General features: G+C 69.5%; 14 protein-coding genes. 11 read left to right on the top strand and 3 right to left on the bottom strand.

What is annotated here, in order from left to right:
* Positions 1 to 7 precede the first annotated feature (7 nt).
* Both ACN469_RS39955 and ACN469_RS39950 read left to right on the top strand, forming a co-directional pair.
* Complete coding sequence (locus ACN469_RS39955) at positions 8 to 1,165, top strand: TIGR02266 family protein (protein ID WP_498777020.1); 1,158 nt, start codon at positions 8 to 10, stop codon at positions 1,163 to 1,165.
* A gap of 237 nt (positions 1,166 to 1,402) precedes the next feature.
* Entirely contained in the window at positions 1,403 to 3,043 is a 1,641-nt protein-coding gene (locus ACN469_RS39950) for a sensor histidine kinase (RefSeq protein ID WP_498777018.1), read from the top strand.
* On the opposite strand, the gene ACN469_RS39945 is transcribed toward ACN469_RS39950, so the two are convergent.
* Positions 3,021 to 3,911, bottom strand: a complete 891-nt coding sequence (locus ACN469_RS39945) for a ferredoxin reductase domain-containing protein (protein WP_498777016.1) — start codon at positions 3,909 to 3,911, stop codon at positions 3,021 to 3,023. The genes ACN469_RS39950 and ACN469_RS39945 overlap by 23 nt on opposite strands.
* Positions 3,912 to 4,213: 302 nt before the next feature.
* Between ACN469_RS39945 and ACN469_RS39940 the strand changes: the two genes are divergently transcribed.
* From ACN469_RS39940 to ACN469_RS39925, 4 genes are all read left to right on the top strand, one after another.
* A complete protein-coding gene (locus ACN469_RS39940) occupies positions 4,214 to 4,966 on the top strand; it encodes a lysophospholipid acyltransferase family protein (protein WP_498777014.1) in 753 nt (250 codons plus the stop codon).
* A 54-nt stretch (positions 4,967 to 5,020) separates the two neighbouring features.
* Positions 5,021 to 6,145, top strand: a complete 1,125-nt coding sequence (locus ACN469_RS39935; protein ID WP_498777012.1) for a THUMP domain-containing class I SAM-dependent RNA methyltransferase — start codon at positions 5,021 to 5,023, stop codon at positions 6,143 to 6,145.
* A gap of 144 nt (positions 6,146 to 6,289) precedes the next feature.
* On the top strand, positions 6,290 to 7,567 hold the full coding sequence (locus ACN469_RS39930) for an APC family permease (protein WP_498777010.1): 1,278 nt from the start codon (positions 6,290 to 6,292) through the stop codon (positions 7,565 to 7,567).
* A 66-nt stretch (positions 7,568 to 7,633) separates the two neighbouring features.
* Complete coding sequence (locus ACN469_RS39925) at positions 7,634 to 9,337, top strand: RluA family pseudouridine synthase (RefSeq protein WP_498777008.1); 1,704 nt, start codon at positions 7,634 to 7,636, stop codon at positions 9,335 to 9,337.
* Positions 9,338 to 9,409: 72 nt separating this feature from the next.
* Here ACN469_RS39925 and ACN469_RS39920 read toward each other — a convergent pair whose 3' ends face one another.
* Both ACN469_RS39920 and ACN469_RS39915 read right to left on the bottom strand, forming a co-directional pair.
* Positions 9,410 to 10,192, bottom strand: a complete 783-nt coding sequence (locus tag ACN469_RS39920) for a class I SAM-dependent methyltransferase (RefSeq protein WP_498777324.1) — start codon at positions 10,190 to 10,192, stop codon at positions 9,410 to 9,412.
* Between the two features lie 143 nt (positions 10,193 to 10,335).
* Positions 10,336 to 10,902 carry a NifU family protein gene (locus ACN469_RS39915; RefSeq protein WP_498777006.1) on the bottom strand — a complete coding sequence of 189 codons (567 nt, stop codon included), beginning with the start codon at positions 10,900 to 10,902 and terminating at the stop codon, positions 10,336 to 10,338.
* Positions 10,903 to 11,098: 196 nt separating this feature from the next.
* Between ACN469_RS39915 and ACN469_RS39910 the strand changes: the two genes are divergently transcribed.
* The 5 genes from ACN469_RS39910 (at position 11,099) to clpA (ending at position 16,072) form a co-directional block, all read left to right on the top strand.
* Entirely contained in the window at positions 11,099 to 11,671 is a 573-nt protein-coding gene (locus tag ACN469_RS39910) for a DUF2378 family protein (RefSeq protein WP_498777004.1), read from the top strand.
* A 39-nt stretch (positions 11,672 to 11,710) separates the two neighbouring features.
* A complete protein-coding gene (locus ACN469_RS39905; protein WP_498777002.1) occupies positions 11,711 to 12,151 on the top strand; it encodes a hypothetical protein in 441 nt (146 codons plus the stop codon).
* A 74-nt stretch (positions 12,152 to 12,225) separates the two neighbouring features.
* Entirely contained in the window at positions 12,226 to 13,386 is a 1,161-nt protein-coding gene (locus tag ACN469_RS39900; protein WP_498777000.1) for a GNAT family N-acetyltransferase, read from the top strand.
* A gap of 43 nt (positions 13,387 to 13,429) precedes the next feature.
* Positions 13,430 to 13,753, top strand: a complete 324-nt coding sequence (locus ACN469_RS39895) for an ATP-dependent Clp protease adaptor ClpS (protein ID WP_163870093.1) — start codon at positions 13,430 to 13,432, stop codon at positions 13,751 to 13,753.
* Positions 13,754 to 13,756: 3 nt separating this feature from the next.
* Positions 13,757 to 16,072 (top strand): ATP-dependent Clp protease ATP-binding subunit ClpA, encoded by a 2,316-nt coding sequence (gene clpA / locus ACN469_RS39890; protein ID WP_498776998.1) that lies wholly within the window; start codon positions 13,757 to 13,759, stop codon positions 16,070 to 16,072.
* Positions 16,073 to 16,110: the final 38 nt, after the last annotated feature.

Below are 16,110 nucleotides of genomic sequence, written 5' to 3'. Positions count from 1 at the left end.
TGTCTGCGTGTCGTCTCCTGCTGTGGGTTACTGGGTAGCGGACAACCTGGGCCGCGTGTTGGGCCCGCTCGCCCTCCAGGCCCTTCGAGAGCTCATCTCCTCCGGGCGGCTCAAGGCCGCCGTGCGCGCTTCTCGGGACGGCACCCAGTGGGTGGCCGTCCAGGAGCTGCCGGAGCTGCGCGACCTCTTCACCGCGCGGCCGTCGCCCGCCATGGAGCAACAGCAGGCCGAGCGCCTGCGCACCCAGCTCCGGGGCTTGCAGAACCTGCCGCCCCACGAGGTCTTCGGCGCCAAGCCGACCGCGAGCCTGGATGAGGTGCGGCTGGCCTTCTTCCGCATGGCCAAGCGCTTCTCGCCCGAGCACCTGTCGCCGGACACGCATCCGGAGCTGCGCACGGTGTCGGCGGAGATCTTCGACTTCCTGTCTCGCTGCATGCGCGAAATGGAGGTGCTCCACGCGCAGGGCGCCTACCAGCAGGAGCGGCCGCTGCCTCCCCGGCTGGACATGGACGGGCCGCTGCCACCCCCGCCGCCGCCGGCCGTGGCCTCGGTGGCGCCCATCATGGCGCCGCCCGTGGCCGCGCGGGTTCCCGCCGTCGCGCCGCAGGCCATGGCCGTTGCGCCGCAACCCGTCGCTCCCCCGCCCCAGCCGGTGATGCCGGCCCGTCCGCCGCCGCCGGTGATGCACGCGACGGCCGCGCCCGCCGCGCCGCGCCCGCCGCCGGTGCAGCGCACGCACACGCTGCCGCCGCCCGCGCCTCCGCCGCCCGCGGCGCCGCTGCGCAAGGTCGCGGCAGCGCCCACCTATTCCAGCGCGGAGTTCGTGGGTCTGGAGCGCCGCACGGATGATCGCATCCACGCGGACGTGAAGGTGTCGATGCAGAACACCGGCATCTTCACGGACCACCGCATCATCAACCTCTCCTCCGGCGGCCTCTTCATCGCCACGGACAAGCCGCTGCGGCTGGGCACCCTGGTGGAGCTGACGCTGCGGTTCGATGACCCCTCGCGCGTGATGACGCTGCGAAGCTCCGTCATCTGGGAGAACTCGCTGGAGGACGGCAAGAACCCGCGAGGTTATGGGTTGCGGCTCAGCAGCCTCCGTAAGGAGGAGCGGGATTTCATCCAGCAGTTCGTGAGCCGCAAGCCCCCGAAGAAGCCCTGAGCGAAAAGCAGTCCCGCTCCGGGCGGCTTGCTACATCAGCTGACCGAAGAACACGGCCCCGGTCATCACGAAAGCCGCCATCACCGCCATCACCGCCTTGAGCTCCAGGTCATCGCGGCCCATCACATTCATGAAGTTCATGGTGTCCATCCTTCGCTGTGTCCCCTCCCCCTTTCCTACGGGACACCTCGAAATCGATTGCATCCCCCTCCCGGCGCCCTCTCGCCGTCAGCCAGGATGACTTCCGTGCCCGCCGACGCCTCCGCCGCACCGCCTGCCTACTGGTTGCTCGAAGGGCTGCCCACCCCCGCGTCGGTCGTCCGGGGAGATGAGGTGGTGTTCGCCAACGTGGCCATGGCGGCCCTGCTGGGAATCTGCCTCGAGGAGCTGAAGGCCACGCCCGTCTCGGTGCTCATCGCCCGCGCCGCCCCCGTCGAGCGTGGCTGGGTGGAGGCGGTGCACGAGGCGGTCACCCGTGACGGAAACCGTCCGGAGCATCCGCTGTGGATGCGCCTTCGGGGCGCGGACGGGCGGGAGCACACGGTGACGGTGACCTATTCGCCGGGCGCCGCGCCGGACGAGACGGTGGTCCTGATGCACGACGCGGCGGGGATGGACACCACGCGCCGGCTCACCGAGGCGCTGGCCGCCGCCTCCGCGGACATGCTGCGCGCGCGCGACGAGCACGAGGTCCTCGAGACAGCCATCGAGGCCGTCCACCGCCAGGGCTTCTATTCCGCCATCCTCCTGGTGGAAGGAAACACGTTCCGGCACGGGCCCATGCGGCAGCAGCCCGCCATCGTCGCGCTGGCCGAGCGCAACTACGGCATGCCGATCTCCGAGGTCCGCATGCCTCTCGACACCCTGCCGCACCTGGCGGAGGTGCTCGCGCGGCGCAAGGCGGCCTTCCATCAGGACGCGCTCGGCGCGGCCCACCGCATCCACACCAGCGAGGTCTTCGAGGACATCCGGCGCGCCTATCCGCCCGGCATCCGCGCCCTGGACGCGCCCATCTTCGTGGAGGGCCAGCCCTTCGGCATCCTCACCGCGCAGGGCCTGGACCTCACGCCCTCCTCCGCGAGCACGCTGGAGTTGTTCGCGCAGCTGCTCGGGGCCGCGCTCGAGAACGTGCGTCACCACCGCATGGCGGCGGAGCGCCTGGGCGAGGTGACGCGGCTCCAGGAGGAGCTGGTGGCCCAGGAGCGGCTGACGGTGCTCGGCGAGGCCGCGGGCGTGGTGGCGCACGAGGTGCGCAATCCGCTCGGCGCCATCCTCAACGCGGTGGCGGTGCTGCGCCGCGAGGCGCACCTGGGCCCCACGGGGCAGGCCGCGGTGGGCATGCTGGAGGAAGAGGCCATCCGGCTGGAGGACATCGTCCGGGACTTGCTGGACGTGGTGCGCCCGCTGGAGCCGCGCCCGCGTCCCGTGCACCTGGGTGAGCTGGTGCGGCGCGCGCTGGGCCAGCTCCATGGTCCACCGGACGCGCCCACGCTGCGCTTTACCGTGGACGAAGCGCCGGACACGCCCGAAATCATGGGCGATGAGACGCTGCTCCAGCTCGCGGCGACGCACCTGGTGCGCAACGCGGTGCAGGCCTCACCGCCGGGTGGGCGCGTGCGGCTGAACGTGGAGCCGGTGGAGGGAGGCGTGAGGCTGGTGGTGGAGGACGAGGGCCCGGGCATCCCCGACGTGGACCCGCGCCGCGTCTTCGAGCCCTTCTTCCTCACGCGCGCCAACGGGCGGGGCCTGGGGCTCGCCATCGTCAAGCGCGTGGTGCTCGCGCACGGCGGGCAGGTGCACGCGAGCGGCCGGCCAAAGCGGGGCGCTCGCTTCGAGGTGCTGCTCCCGCTGGAGTCTAACCGTAGGTTTCCCGCCTGATTCGCTTGTCGTCGATGCCGAGCGCGTGCAGGTGGCCGAGCACCGTCTCCATGAAGCGCGGCGTGGCCGGCGTGCGCGTCTCCAGCGCCTTGCGGCGGTCCCACGGAGTAATCGCGGGGCCGCACGCGTAGACGAGGCACGTGGCGTGGTCCGGGATGAGCTCTTCCAGCAAGGCAAGATGGACGCGGCCCTTGCGCACGTCGGCGCCGAAGCGCGACTCGTCCAGCTCGCGGGTGAGCGTGTGCACCAGCCGGACGCGGCCCGGGTGCTGGCTCGCCAGCGCCTCCAGCTCGTCCCGGTAGAGCACGTCACCCCACGTCTTGTTGGACATGACGAAGGTGTGGCGGACCTTGAGGTCGCGGTGGAGCGCGTCCTTGAGGATGCCGAAGTTGGGCACCGCGCCGGAGCCGGCCACCAGGTGGACGACATGGTCCGTGCGCTGGTCCACGTCCTCCGGCAGCACATAGGGGCCCATGAAGCCCAGCACCTTGAGGCGCGCGCCGGTGAGCCGCCCGTGGACGAGGAACGGGGACAAGAGCGGCGGGTAGCGGGTGAGGCCGGGGATGAACTCCTCGTCCTTCACGGTGATGGCCACGTGAGGCTCGTGAGGCGCGGAGGCCAGCGAGTACGAGCGCTGGGGCTCCTTGCGCCCCTTTTGTTCCTGCAGGTAGGCGGACAGGCGCCCGAGCGCGTGGAACTGGTGCGGGTCGATGTTGATGAACTGGCCGGCCTTGTAGTCCGGACGGGGCTCCCCGAAGTCGAGGAAGAGCGTTGCCGTATCGTGCGTGTCCATCCGCACGTGGGCGACGGTGACCTCGTACTCCACGGGCTTCCTGCTGCGCGAGAGGGTGGATTCGGCGGCGCTCATGTTTTCCTCCCTTAGCGCAAACCCAGGGTCCTCGCCGATGGGTTCGAGCGTCCCGGGGTCATCGGTTCGTGACACGCGGGAGGGGTGGTCTGGCCCCGGAGTCGGTCCGGACCGTTGGCTGCACGACGGGACGGCTTGCGGGCAGGTGGGGGGCTTTGCGTGAGCACTGACCTGGAGTCGTCGCGGGACTACATCTTCTGGTGGCCAGTGGCGGCGCTGAAGCCCTGGCGGCGGTGGTCGGACGCCAGAACTCCGGCCGGTCCATGCTCTTGGGCCGTCCCCGCAGTGGAGGCGAACGACCCGTGCTCCGCATTCTCTTCTCCCTGATGGCCCGACTGCCGGAAGGTGTCCGGCGCCACGTGGTGCGCACCTTGATGGACGGCGTGTGGGATGCGCTGGCGGACGAAGTCGTGGAGGGCCGGGGCAACATCCCCGACGTGCCCTGCCTCTACATCTGCAACCACCTGTCCAACGCGGATGGCTTCACGCTGTTCCGCGCGTTCCGCCCCCGGAAGCTGTACTTCCTGGCGGGAGTGAAGCTCCAGAGCACGGTGATGACGCGGCTGGCCTCGGAGGTGATGGACACCATCGCCATCAAGCCCAACTCGCCGGACATCGAGGCGGTGCGCCGGGCGGTGGAGACGCTCAAGGGCGGCGACTCGGTGCTCATCTTCCCCGAGGGTGCGCGCAGCCGGAATGGCGCGCTGCAACAGGCGAAGAAGGGCGTGTCGCTCATCGCCAAGCGCGCGGGTGCCCCGGTGGTGCCGGTGGCGCTGATGGGGACGGAGAAGTTGATGCCCATCAACGACTCGGACATGGGCGGCGAGCAGCTGTATCACGCCCACGTCCGCGTGCGGGTGGGCCCCGCGTTCCGCATGGAGGACCTGGAGCCCGAGGTCGCTGGCGCGGAGGACCCGAGGCAGGCGCTGGTGGACGCGATGATGCGTCGGGTGGCGAGGCTCCTGCCCCCCGAGTACCGGGGCGTCTACGCGGATGACGCACCCCAGGTGCCCAGGCCGCTGGAGGCCGAGCCCCCCGCCGCGTCGCCGCCGTGATTCCGCAATGAGGCGTTGCGGTCGCCATGGGAGCACGGACAATGGGGGTCCCCCGTGACGACCGCCCGCGCCCGAGAACATGTCTACGTGTCCACCCTTCCCGGACTGGAGCCCGCGCTGGAGGCGGAGTGCTCCGCGCTGGGCTGGGAGCCTTACCTCGTCGAAGGGGGTGTGGAAGTCGAGGGGCCCCCCGGGCTGCACCAGGAGGCCAACCTGCGCTTGCGCACCGCGAGCCGGGTGTTGCTGCGGCTGGGCACCTTCCACGCGGATGACGAGGGGGCGCTGATTCGTGGCCTGCGCGGGCTGGACCTGTCACGCACGTGGGACCGGAGCGCGCCGCCCCGGCTCTCGGTGACGCTGCACCGCGCGGGAGTCCCGAGTCAGGGCGTCGTGTTCTCGGCGGCGGCGAAGGCGTGGGGGCTGGCCGACGTGGGCCGGGCGGGACCGCTCGACGACGAAGGTGGGCCAGGGCTCACGTTGCTGGTCCGCGTGGAGGGCAACGACTTCACGGTGAGCGCGGACACCAGCGGGGAGCCGCTGCATCGCCGGGGTTATCGACAAGAGGTGAGCCGCGCGCCGCTGCGGGAGACGCTCGCGGCGGGCCTCTTGATGCTGGCCGGGTATGACGGCACGCAGCCGCTGGTGGACCCGATGTGTGGCTCTGGGACCTTCCTGGTGGAAGGCGCGTGGATGTCCCTGCGCCGCGCTCCGGGCCTGCTGCATGGCTTCGCCTTCGAGTCCTTCCCAGGCTTCGACGCGAGCGCGTGGGCCGCTCGCAAGGCGCGCGCGGAGGCGGAGTCGCTGTCGGCACCTCGCGCGCCCGTGTATGGCTTTGACATCAACGCGGGTTCGCTGGGCACGGCGCGAAGGAATGCACGGCGCGCGGGGATGACGCTCTCGCTGGAGCGCAAGGATTTGCGCACGTTGACGGCGCCCTCGGGTGCGCCTGGGTTGCTGGTGGCGAACCCGCCGTATGGCAAGCGCCTGGGTGAAGGCGATGACCTGCCCGGCCTGTACCGCGCGCTCGGCAACACGGTTCGCAAGGGCTTCGCGGGCTGGCGCGCGGCGCTGCTGGTTCCGGACGACTCCGCGCTGGTGAAGGCGCTGGAGCTGCCCGGTGCGCGCAGCGTGCCCGTGCGAAACGGCGGGCTGCGGTGCCGGCTGCTGCTGACCTCGTGAGCCGTGCTCGGTGAGGGGCTCGGGAGGAACCGGATTCGCGGTTTCGCCCCGCGTATGCTCCAGTGGTCGCCCCTGTCAGGTCCACCCGGCCTCCCCCACCCCACCATGACGACTGGTAGCGATTCGACGCCTCAAGACCTTGGAATGAAGCGCGCGGTCTCCCGCTGGGAGCTGGTGGGCTTCTCCATCAACGACGTCATCGGCAGCGGGGTGTATCTGCTGCCCGCCGCGGCGGCGGCCAACCTCGGCTCCGCGAGCACGGGCGCCGTGGTGCTCGCCGGACTGGCCGTGCTGCTGCTCGTGCTGTGTTTCGCGGAGGCCGCCAGCTACTTCGACAAGCCCGGCAGCGCGTACCTCTACACGCGCGAGGCCTTCGGTGAGCTGGTCGGCTTCCAGGTGGGTTGGATGACGTGGCTGGCCCGCGTCTCGTCGGTGGCCTCGCTGTCCGTGGGATTCTCTCGCGCGCTCGGCTACCTGTGGCCCGGTGCCAACGAGGGTGTGGGCCAGGCGCTGGCCATCTCGCTTCCGCTGCTCGCGCTCACCGCCATCAACGTCTTCGGCGTGAAGGGTGGCGCGCGGACCGCCGTGTTCCTCGCCATCACCAAGACGGTGCCGCTGCTCATCTTCATCGGCGTGGGCATCTTCTTCGTGTCCACCCCGCTGGCCACTTCGGTGGTCGCGAAGAATGAGGGCAACCTGGGCGCAGCCGTGTTGCTGCTCCTGTTCGCCTATGCGGGTTTCGAGAACACCGCCGCGCCGGCCGGTGAGTTCAAGAATCCGCGCCGGGACGTTCCCTTCGCGCTCATCGTCCAGATTGGCGTCGTCACGCTCATCTACACGGCGGTGCAGTGGGTCGCCCTGGGCACGCTGCCCGGTGTCGTGGACGCGAAGACGCCCCTGGCGGATGCCGCCGCGCGCTTCCTCGGCGGCTGGGGCGGACTCCTGATGACGGTGGGCGGAGTGCTGTCCATTCTCGGAACCAACAGCAACACGGTGCTCGCGGGGCCGCGCTATCTCTACGCGCTGGCGCAGGACGGCTTCGGCCCGGCGGCGCTCGCCACGCTGCACCCGCGCTACCGCACTCCGATGTTCGCCATCCTGCTGCAGACCGCCATCGCGCTGCCGCTCGCCTTCTCCGGCTCGTTCGAGGTCCTCGCCACGCTCTCCGTGGTGGCTCGACTGGCCACGTACTTCGGCACGGCGGTGGCGGTGCCGGTGCTGCGGCGCAAGCTCCAGCAGCCGGCCAATGCGTTCCGCATCCCTGGGGGGCCGGTGATTCCCATCGCCGCCGCCTCGCTGTGTGTCGTGTTCGCGCTGAGCGCCGAGCGAAAGAACCTCCTCGCCGGGGCCATCGCCCTCGCTGTCGGCTTCGTGCTGTATCGCTTCCAGCGCAAGCCGGACGGCAAGGCCGCACTCGAGTAGCGCGGGGAGGGCCCGGCTCCCTGGCCCGTTCACCGGGAGCCCGGGTTTCATGCTAGCGGTGAGCGCGTGGACGCACGTGTCACCCTCTTCGAGCCCCGGACGAGTCCTCCCGAAGAGGGAGGAAGCCTCCCCAGCCCCTTCGACGAGCTGGGGCCCTCGGCGCTGGGTCGACAGGCCGCGGCGGTTCTTCAGGCGGAGCTGCGCTCGGGACACCTCGCTCCGGACGTGCCCACGTCCCTGCTGGAGAATCCCGAGGGCGGAAAGATGTTCGGCGTGCTCGTGGTGCGCCAGCCCGATGGACGCGTCGGGTTCCTGAGAGCCTTCTCGGGGATGCTCGCCGGACGCTGGGATGTGGAGGGCTTCGTTCCACCCCTGTTCGACCGCGAGGCACGAGCGCGCCTGGAGCCCACGGGCGAGGCGACGGTGAAGACGCTGCTGGCTCGGCATGAAGCCCTGCGTACAGCACCTGAGCTCCTCGAACTGCGTGCGGCACATGCGGCCCAGTCGGCTCGGCACACGGCGGAGCTCTCGGTGCTGCGCGAGCTGCACGAGGCCCGGCGCAAGCAACGTCATGCGCGCAGGGATGAACTCACCCGGAAACAGCCAGGAAGCAACGAGCCGTCATCCGGGGAAGCCACCCCGGAGAATCGCGCCGCGCTCCATGCGCTCGACCAGGAGAGCCGAGGCGACAAGGCCGAGAAACGCCGCTTGGAAGCGACTCAGGTCGAGGAGCGTGCGCACGTCGAGCCCCAGCTCGCGCGGCTGGAGCGACGACTTCGTGCCGTGGAGCGCCTGCGCCACATGGTGAGCCGTGCGCTCATGCGGCGCATCCATGACACCTACGCCATCACCAGCGCGCGCGGTGAGCGTCGCCTCCTGCGAGCGCTCTACGAACGCGCACAGCCGCCCTCCGGCGCCGCTGACTGCGCCGCACCCAAGTTGCTCGCGTATGCCCATGCCCATGGGCTGCGCCCTCTCGCGCTCGCGGAGTTCTGGTGGGGCGCGGCGCCTCCGGCGGGAGGACGTGTCTCCGGTGCGTACTACGCCGCGTGTCGCGACAAGTGCGGCCCGCTGCTCCCCTTCATGTTGGAGGGGCTTCAGGTCGCGCCTCCTCGAACCTTCTCACCGCCGCCCGCGGCCCCTGGCGCGCTGACGGTGCTGTTCGAGGACGCGTGGCTCGTCGTCATCGACAAGCCCCACGGGCTTCTATCCGTGCCGGGACGCGAAGAGTCGCTCACGGACTCCGTGCTCACGCGATTGAAGGCCCGACATCCCCAGGCCACGGGCCCGCTCCTGGTGCACCGACTGGACCTGGACACGTCGGGGCTGCTCGTCGCGGCGCTCGACTCACGCACGCATGCGGCGCTGCAGAGCCAGTTCGTGCACCGGGAAGTGCGGAAGCGTTACGTGGCGTGGGTGGACGGACACGTGCGGGAGGACCAGGGCCGCATCGACTTCCCGATGCGCGTCGACCTGAATGACAGGCCTCGACAGATTCACGACCCGGTCCACGGCAAGTCCGCGGTGACGGAGTGGCGCGTCCTCGAACGGCGTGACGGAAGAACCCGCGTGGCCTTCTTCCCGCTCACTGGAAGAACGCATCAACTCCGGGTCCACGCCTCGCATCCGCTCGGACTCGGAGCGCCCATCGTCGGAGACCGACTCTACGGCCATGACGGAGAACGACTCATGCTCCACGCGGAGTCACTCACCCTCCAGCATCCAGGAACAGGGGCGAGCGTCACCTTCGACTGCCCTGCTCCCTTCTGACGTCGGAGGCCAGCGCCTGCGTCAGCGGCCTGCGCAACGAGGAGGCCCCTTACGAGCCTCCTCGTCACACGCTCAGCCCTCGGCGGTCGGAGCAGTTTCCTCGGAGGACGCCGTCTGCGGCGCCTCGGGCAGCGGCTCGACAGGTACCGCGCCGCCCACGGACGCAGCGGGCTTCACGCCCAGCTCCCGCGTCAGCTTCGGATTCACACCCGTCTCCGCCAACAACCGCTCGAGCTGGATGCGCGCCCGTCGATTGTCCCGGTGCACCCGCCGCGCGAGGATCAACTCGTTCTTCAACGAGTGCTCCCAGCCCGTCAGCTCCGTCACCGTCACCTGATAGCCGAACGACTCCAGCGTCAGCGCGCGGATGACGTTCGTCAGGTGCGAGCCGAACTCGCGCCGGTGCCACGCATGCGCGTACAAGAGGCCCATGCTCCCGTGCGCCGCCTGTCGATTCTCCTTCAGCTGCGCGGCCACCTCCGCCTGACAGCACGGCACCACCGCGACGTGGTCCGCGCCATACCGGACCGCCGCGATGAGCGCGTCGTCCGTGGCCGTGTCACACGCATGCAGCGCCATCAGCAGGTGGATGCGCTCCGGATACGCGGCCTGGTCGATGTGCGCCGTCTGGAACTGCATCCGCGAGAAACCCAGCCGCTCGGCGCGCCCCTTCGCGCGCTCCGTCAGCTCCGGACGCCCTTCCACCGACAGCAACGTGCCCGTGGCGGCGTCCTTCAGGAACAGCTCGTAGAGCACGAACCCCAGGTACGCGTTGCCGCTGCCCGCATCCACGAACACGGAGGACTCGGGATGGCGCGCCTTCACGTCCTCCACCGCCGGACGCAAGAGCCCCATCAGGTGGTTGACCTGCTTGAGCTTGCGCAGCGCATCCGCGTTGAGATGGCCCTCCCGCGTGAGCAGGTGCAGCTCGCGCAAGAGCGCCTGCGACTGGTCCGGCAGAAGCTCCCGCCGGACCTGAGAAGCCTTGACGTTGCGCCTCAGATGGACACCACCTCGAGGACCTCGGGAATGATCTCCCGCAGGCGCCCCTCGATGCCCATCTTCAGTGTCGCCGTCGACGACGGACAGCCCGCGCACGAACCCTTCATGTGCAGGTAGACGATGCCGTCCTCGAAGCGGTCCAAGGTGATGTCGCCGCCGTCCATCGCGACCGCCGGACGAATCTCCGCGTCCAGGATGTCTCGGATGCGGGCCTCCACCGAGCCGCCACCGTCGCTCGCCGTCGCCTGACGCGCCGCCGCAATCGCCTCCTCGTCCACCACCGGCTCGTTCGCCGTCAGGTGCGTGTCCAGGGTCTCCATCACCTGGTCATTCAGCTCGTCCCACTCACCATCGTCACCCTTCGTCACCGTCACGAAGTTGGTGCCAATCATCACCGCCGTCACACCGCGCACGTCCATGAGCTTGCGCGCCAGGGGCGACTTCGCCAGGGCCTCCTGGGGATTCGTGATACTCACCGCGCCGCCCGCCAACAGTCGCCGATCCACCACGTACTTCAGCGTGCTCGGGTTGGGGGTCCATTCCAGCTGGATGTTCACCGACATGCAGTTCTCCTCGGTCCTCTCCTCTAAGGCGCTCGCGGCCCCATAGCAACCCGACCCTTGGGGAATCAAACCTTCGCCCCCTCCCCGCCACGTCCGCTCCCCGTGACTCATCGGGGAATAAAAGAACAGCCCGAATTCGCGGCAGAACCGGTTATCCACTATGGTGGACGGACCTCCGCGCCCCTGTGAGCTTCACATGGCCATCAGTCCCCTGCGCCGTCCCACCGAGCAGCCCCAGCCTCCGCCGCCCCGCATTCCTGGAAGCGTGCTAGAGGGGCTGTTCGTGCGGGGTCTGAAGGTCTCGGGTCGGCTCGTGGAGGAGCTGGCCGCGCTGGGCTACGACATCAAGAGGCCGGAGACGGACTACCCCGTCCAGGTCTGGCAGCGCGCCGTCGCCCTGGCCCGCCAGGAGGCCTTCGGCGAGCTGAGTGATGAAGAGGGCTACCGGCAGGTCGGTCGCACGCTCGTCAACGGCTTCGCTGAGACGCTGGTGGGACGCGTGGCGGCGGTGGCCCTGCCCATGATTGGCCCCGCGCGCGCCGCCGAGCGCATCCCCCGCTACCTGTCGATGATGGGCCGCGCCGATATCGAAATCACCATGTCCCAGGTGGGCGAGCGAGGCCGGCGGCTGCACATCACCGACCGCTACAACCGCCCGGACCTGATGGCCGGCGGCCTGGAGCGGATGTTGGAACTGGCCAACGCCCAGCCCCGAATCACGGTAGAGGAGCGCAGCACGGACGGTTACCGTCTGCTGGTCCGCTGGTAACTCGCGCCCGGGTCGTCGACGGCGCCCACTGGAGCGCCCATGTCCTACCCTCCCCGACTCGCCCATCTCGCCACCCGCGCCGTGGTGGTGGCCAAGCTGGCCCCCACCTACGCCCAGGCGCACCAAATCGACGAGGAGGAGGCCGGGCAGCGACTGTCGGCCGCCCTCGCCGGGAGGATGCTGCCCGCGCTGCTGGAGTCCGCGTGGGCCTCCATGAAGGGCACCACGAAGCGGCTCAATGACGACGGGCTGCTGGAGAAGGTCGCCACCACCCTGTCGGACCGCCCCACCCGCCCCGGCCGCGTGGCGCCCGCATCTCCCGCCTGGAGCGCGTTCCTCGTCCTGGCGGACCTGGAGGCCGGCACCGCCAGCGACGCGGCCCGCCGGGTGATGGAGTCCGAGGAGGGACGTCGTCGAGGTGACGCTGGCCTGGCCGAAGCGGGCCGCTTCCTTGCCGCCGAATTGACACGAGGGAAGTAGGGGCCGGCCGGCCGTGGCAAGGGGGGCCCGCCGTCGTTATAGGCTGGCCCCACGACCTGCCCGCGCCGACGCCGATGTCCACCCCGCTGCCCACCACCCTGCGCATCCTGCCCTCCATCCACGAGGTGCCCGCTTCCCTCTGGGACGGGCTCGTGGACGAGGCCGCCATGCCCTTCCTGGAGTGGGCCTTCCTCGCCGCGCTCGAGGACAGCGGCAGCGCGGTGCCGGAGCGCGGCTGGCACCCCCGGCACCTGACGCTGTGGCGCGGCTCGCGCCTCGTCGCCGCCGCGCCCGCGTACCTCAAGGACGACAGCCAGGGGGAGTTCGTCTTCGACGCGCCCTGGGCCACCGCCGCCGAACGCGCGGGGCTGCGCTACTACCCGAAGCTCGTCTTCACCGTCCCCTTCACCCCCGCCACCGGCCGGCGCGTGCTGGTGGCCCCCGGCGAGGACCGCGCCGCCCGCGAGGCGGAGCTGTACGCGGGCGCCCTGGAGTTCGCCCGCGCCGAGCAGCTCTCCGGCATCCACGTCCTCTTCCCCACCGAGGAGGAGCTGCCCACGCTGGAGTCCCAGGGCTTCGCCATGCGGCTGGGCGTCCAGTACCAGTGGCACAACGCCGGCTACCGGACGATGGAGGACTTCCTCGCCCGCTTCCAATCCAAGCGGCGCAACCAGGTGCGGCGCGAGCTGCGAGCCCCCGCCGAGCAGGGCCTCACGCTGCGCACCCTGCGGGGCGATGCCCTCCAGTCGGTGGACGTGGACACGCTGTACCGCCTCTACGTCTCCACGGTGGACAAGTACCCGTGGGGGGCGCGCTTCCTCACCCGCGACTTCTTCGCGCGGATGCGCTCCCACTTCCGGCACCGCTGCGAACTGGTGGAGGTCCGGAGGGAAGGGGCGCTGGTGGCCGGCGCGTTCAATTTCAGGGCGCCAAAGGTCCTCTACGGCCGTTATTGGGGATGCTTCGAGGAGCATCCGTTCCTGCACTTCAACGTCTGCCTCTACCACCCCGTGGCGGAGGCGATTGAACAGGGACTGACGCGCTTCGAGCCCGGCGCGGGCGGGGAGCACAAGCTCACCCGAGGCTTCGAGCCGCGCCTCACGTACAGTGCCCACCTGCTCCTCCACCCGGGGTTGGAGCGGGCGGTGCGTGGCTTCCTGGAGCACGAGCGGGCGGCCGTCCGGGGAGGGCTGCCTCAGTGGCGGGCGGAGACAGGTTTCAAGGGAGAGGCCTGAAACGGCCCGCTTCCGAGGTCATCAAAGGGAGTCCGACAGACTTATGGCGCAGAAGGACGAGCACGACAGCTCCGTCGTCACGGAGACGGTACCCAAGCAGAAGCTCAAGAAACCGACGCTCTACAAGGTTCTTCTGCACAACGACAATTACACGACGCGTGAGTTCGTGGTGGCCGTCCTGAAGGAGGTCTTCCACAAGTCGGAGTCGGATGCCGTGCAGATCATGCTGCACATTCATTACAACGGAGTCGGAGTGGCCGGCGTCTATACGTTCGAGGTCGCCGAGACGAAGCTCAAGACGGTGGAGGCCGCGGCTCGGGACAATGGTTTCCCCCTGCGACTCTCCATGGAACCCGAGGAAGGTTGAACCGTGGCAGGACCGCTGATTGCCAAAGAGTTGCAGGCCAGCTTCCGCACCGCCCTGGAAGAGGCGCGGAAGATGAGCCACGAGTACCTGACGCTGGAACACCTGCTCCTCGCACTCACCAAGGACTCGCGCACGCGGGAAGTCCTGAAGGCGTGCGGGGCCAACGTGAAGCGCCTCCAGGAGCGGCTCGTCTCCTTCCTGGAAGAGACGGTCGAACGCCTGCCGGACGGGGTGGAGGCCGAGCCTCAGCAGACCATCGGCGTGGAGCGCGTGCTCCACCGCGCCGCCATGCACGCCCTGTCCGCCGAGCAGAAGCTCATCGACGGGGGCGACGTGCTGGTGGCCCTCTTCCGCGAAGAGGAGAGCCAGGCCCTCTACCTGCTCCAGCAGGAGGGAGTCACCCGGCTCGACTTGCTCAACTACATCTCCCACGGCATCTCCAAGGACGAGGAGGCCGGCGAGGACGACGCGTCCGAGGGCGCCCAGGGAGGCAACGCGCCCGCGGGTGACGACGACGAAGGGGAGTCCCCGCGAAAGAACCCGCTGGAGGTCTACACCACCCAGCTCAACATCGAGGCCAAGGAGGGGCGAATCGACCCGCTCATCGGCCGCGACAAGGAGCTGGAGCGCACCATCCAGGTGCTCAGCCGCCGCCGGAAGAACAACCCGCTCTACGTGGGCGAGGCGGGCGTGGGCAAGACGGCCATCGCGGAGGGCCTGGCGCTCTACATCCACGAGGGCCGCGTCCCGGAGCCCTTGAAGAACGCCGTCGTCTACTCCCTGGACATGGGCTCGCTGCTGGCGGGCACCAAGTTCCGCGGCCAGTTCGAGGAGCGGCTCAAGGGCGTGCTCAAGGCGCTCCAGGAGCAGAAGGACGCCATCCTCTTCATCGACGAAATCCACACGATTGTCGGCGCGGGCGCCACCAGCGGCGGCTCCATGGATGCGTCCAACATCCTCAAGCCGGCGCTAGCCAGCGGGAAGCTGCGCTGCATCGGCTCGACGACGTACCAGGAGTTCAAGTCGTCCTTCGAGAAGGACCGCGCGCTGTCGCGGCGCTTCCAGAAGATTGAAGTCGCCGAGCCCTCCGTCGAGGACACCGTCCTCATCCTGGAGGGGCTGAAGAGCCGCTACGAGGAGCACCACGGCGTGAAGTACACGCCGGAGGCGATTCGCGCGGCGGCGGAGCTGGCGGCCAAGCACATCAATGACCGCTTCCTGCCGGACAAGGCCATCGACGTCATCGACGAGACGGGCGCGGCGGAGAAGCTCAAGCCAGAGGGCGTGCGCACCAACACCGTCACCGGCGCGGACGTGGAGACCGTCGTCGCGAAGATGGCGAAGATTCCCGCCAAGAGCGTGTCGGCCAGCGAAGGCGTCCAGCTCCAGAATCTGGAGAAGGAGCTGCAGGCGGTCATCTTCGGGCAGGACAGCGCCATCAAGGACCTGGTCGGCGCCATCAAGCTGGCGCGCTCGGGGCTGCGTGCGCCGGAGAAGCCCATCGGCTCGTTCCTCTTCTCGGGCCCCACGGGCGTGGGCAAGACGGAGCTGGCCAAGCAGCTCGCGCAGACGTTGGGCGTGGAGTTCCTGCGCTACGACATGAGCGAGTACTCGGAGAAGCACACGGTGAGCCGGCTCATCGGCGCGCCGCCGGGCTACGTCGGGTTCGACCAGGGCGGCCTGCTCACGGACGCGGTGCGCAAGCATCCGTACGCCGTGGTGGTGCTGGATGAAATCGAGAAGGCCCACCCGGACCTCTTCAACATCCTGCTCCAGGTGATGGACCACGCGACGCTGACGGACAACAACGGCCGCAAGGCCGACTTCCGCAACATCGTCCTCATCCTCACCACCAACGCGGGTGCCCAGGAGATGAGCACCAAGTCCATCGGCTTCGGTGACCTGACGAAGCCGGCCGACGCGATGCGCGCGAAGAAGGCGATTGAGCGCACCTTCACGCCGGAGTTCCGCAACCGGCTGGACGGGTGGATTCTCTTCTCCGGTCTGCCGCCTGAAATCATCCTCAAGGTCGTGGATAAGGAGGTCCGCCTCCTCCAGAAGATGCTGGACGAGAAGAAGGTGAAGCTGGAGCTGACGCCGGCCGCCCGCGCGTGGCTGGCCGAGCATGGCTATGACCCGGCCTTCGGTGCCCGGCCCATGGCCCGCCTCGTGGACAACGCGCTGAAGAAGCTGCTCGCGGAGGCGCTGCTCTTCGGTGACCTGAAGAACGGCGGCACCGCCCGCTACGACGTGGACCCGGCTGGCGAGGGGCTCAAGCTCCAGGCGATTGCAGTGCAGCCCGAGCCCGCGCTGGCTTAGTCGACTCCGCGCGGACGTCCGGAAATGAAGAGGCCCCG

This window comes from Corallococcus terminator (genome assembly GCF_049194865.1).
Taxonomy (GTDB): domain Bacteria; phylum Myxococcota; class Myxococcia; order Myxococcales; family Myxococcaceae; genus Myxococcus; species Myxococcus terminator_A.
Note: the sequence above shows the minus strand (reverse complement) of the source record. Positions and strands in the feature narration are given on the sequence as shown.

Bases quoted from the DNA above. Each gene is read 5' to 3' on its own strand.
- ACN469_RS39950 (WP_498777018.1), top strand. From the start codon at position 1,403: ATGACTTCCGTGCCCGCCGACGCCTCCGCCGCACCGCCTGCCTACTGG.
- ACN469_RS39945 (WP_498777016.1), bottom strand. From the start codon at position 3,911: ATGAGCGCCGCCGAATCCACCCTCTCGCGCAGCAGGAAGCCCGTGGAG.
- ACN469_RS39930 (WP_498777010.1), top strand. From the start codon at position 6,290: ATGAAGCGCGCGGTCTCCCGCTGGGAGCTGGTGGGCTTCTCCATCAAC.
- ACN469_RS39920 (WP_498777324.1), bottom strand. From the start codon at position 10,192: ATGGGGCTCTTGCGTCCGGCGGTGGAGGACGTGAAGGCGCGCCATCCC.
- ACN469_RS39915 (WP_498777006.1), bottom strand. From the start codon at position 10,902: ATGTCGGTGAACATCCAGCTGGAATGGACCCCCAACCCGAGCACGCTG.
- ACN469_RS39910 (WP_498777004.1), top strand. From the start codon at position 11,099: ATGGCCATCAGTCCCCTGCGCCGTCCCACCGAGCAGCCCCAGCCTCCG.
- ACN469_RS39905 (WP_498777002.1), top strand. From the start codon at position 11,711: ATGTCCTACCCTCCCCGACTCGCCCATCTCGCCACCCGCGCCGTGGTG.
- ACN469_RS39900 (WP_498777000.1), top strand. From the start codon at position 12,226: ATGTCCACCCCGCTGCCCACCACCCTGCGCATCCTGCCCTCCATCCAC.
- ACN469_RS39895 (WP_163870093.1), top strand. From the start codon at position 13,430: ATGGCGCAGAAGGACGAGCACGACAGCTCCGTCGTCACGGAGACGGTA.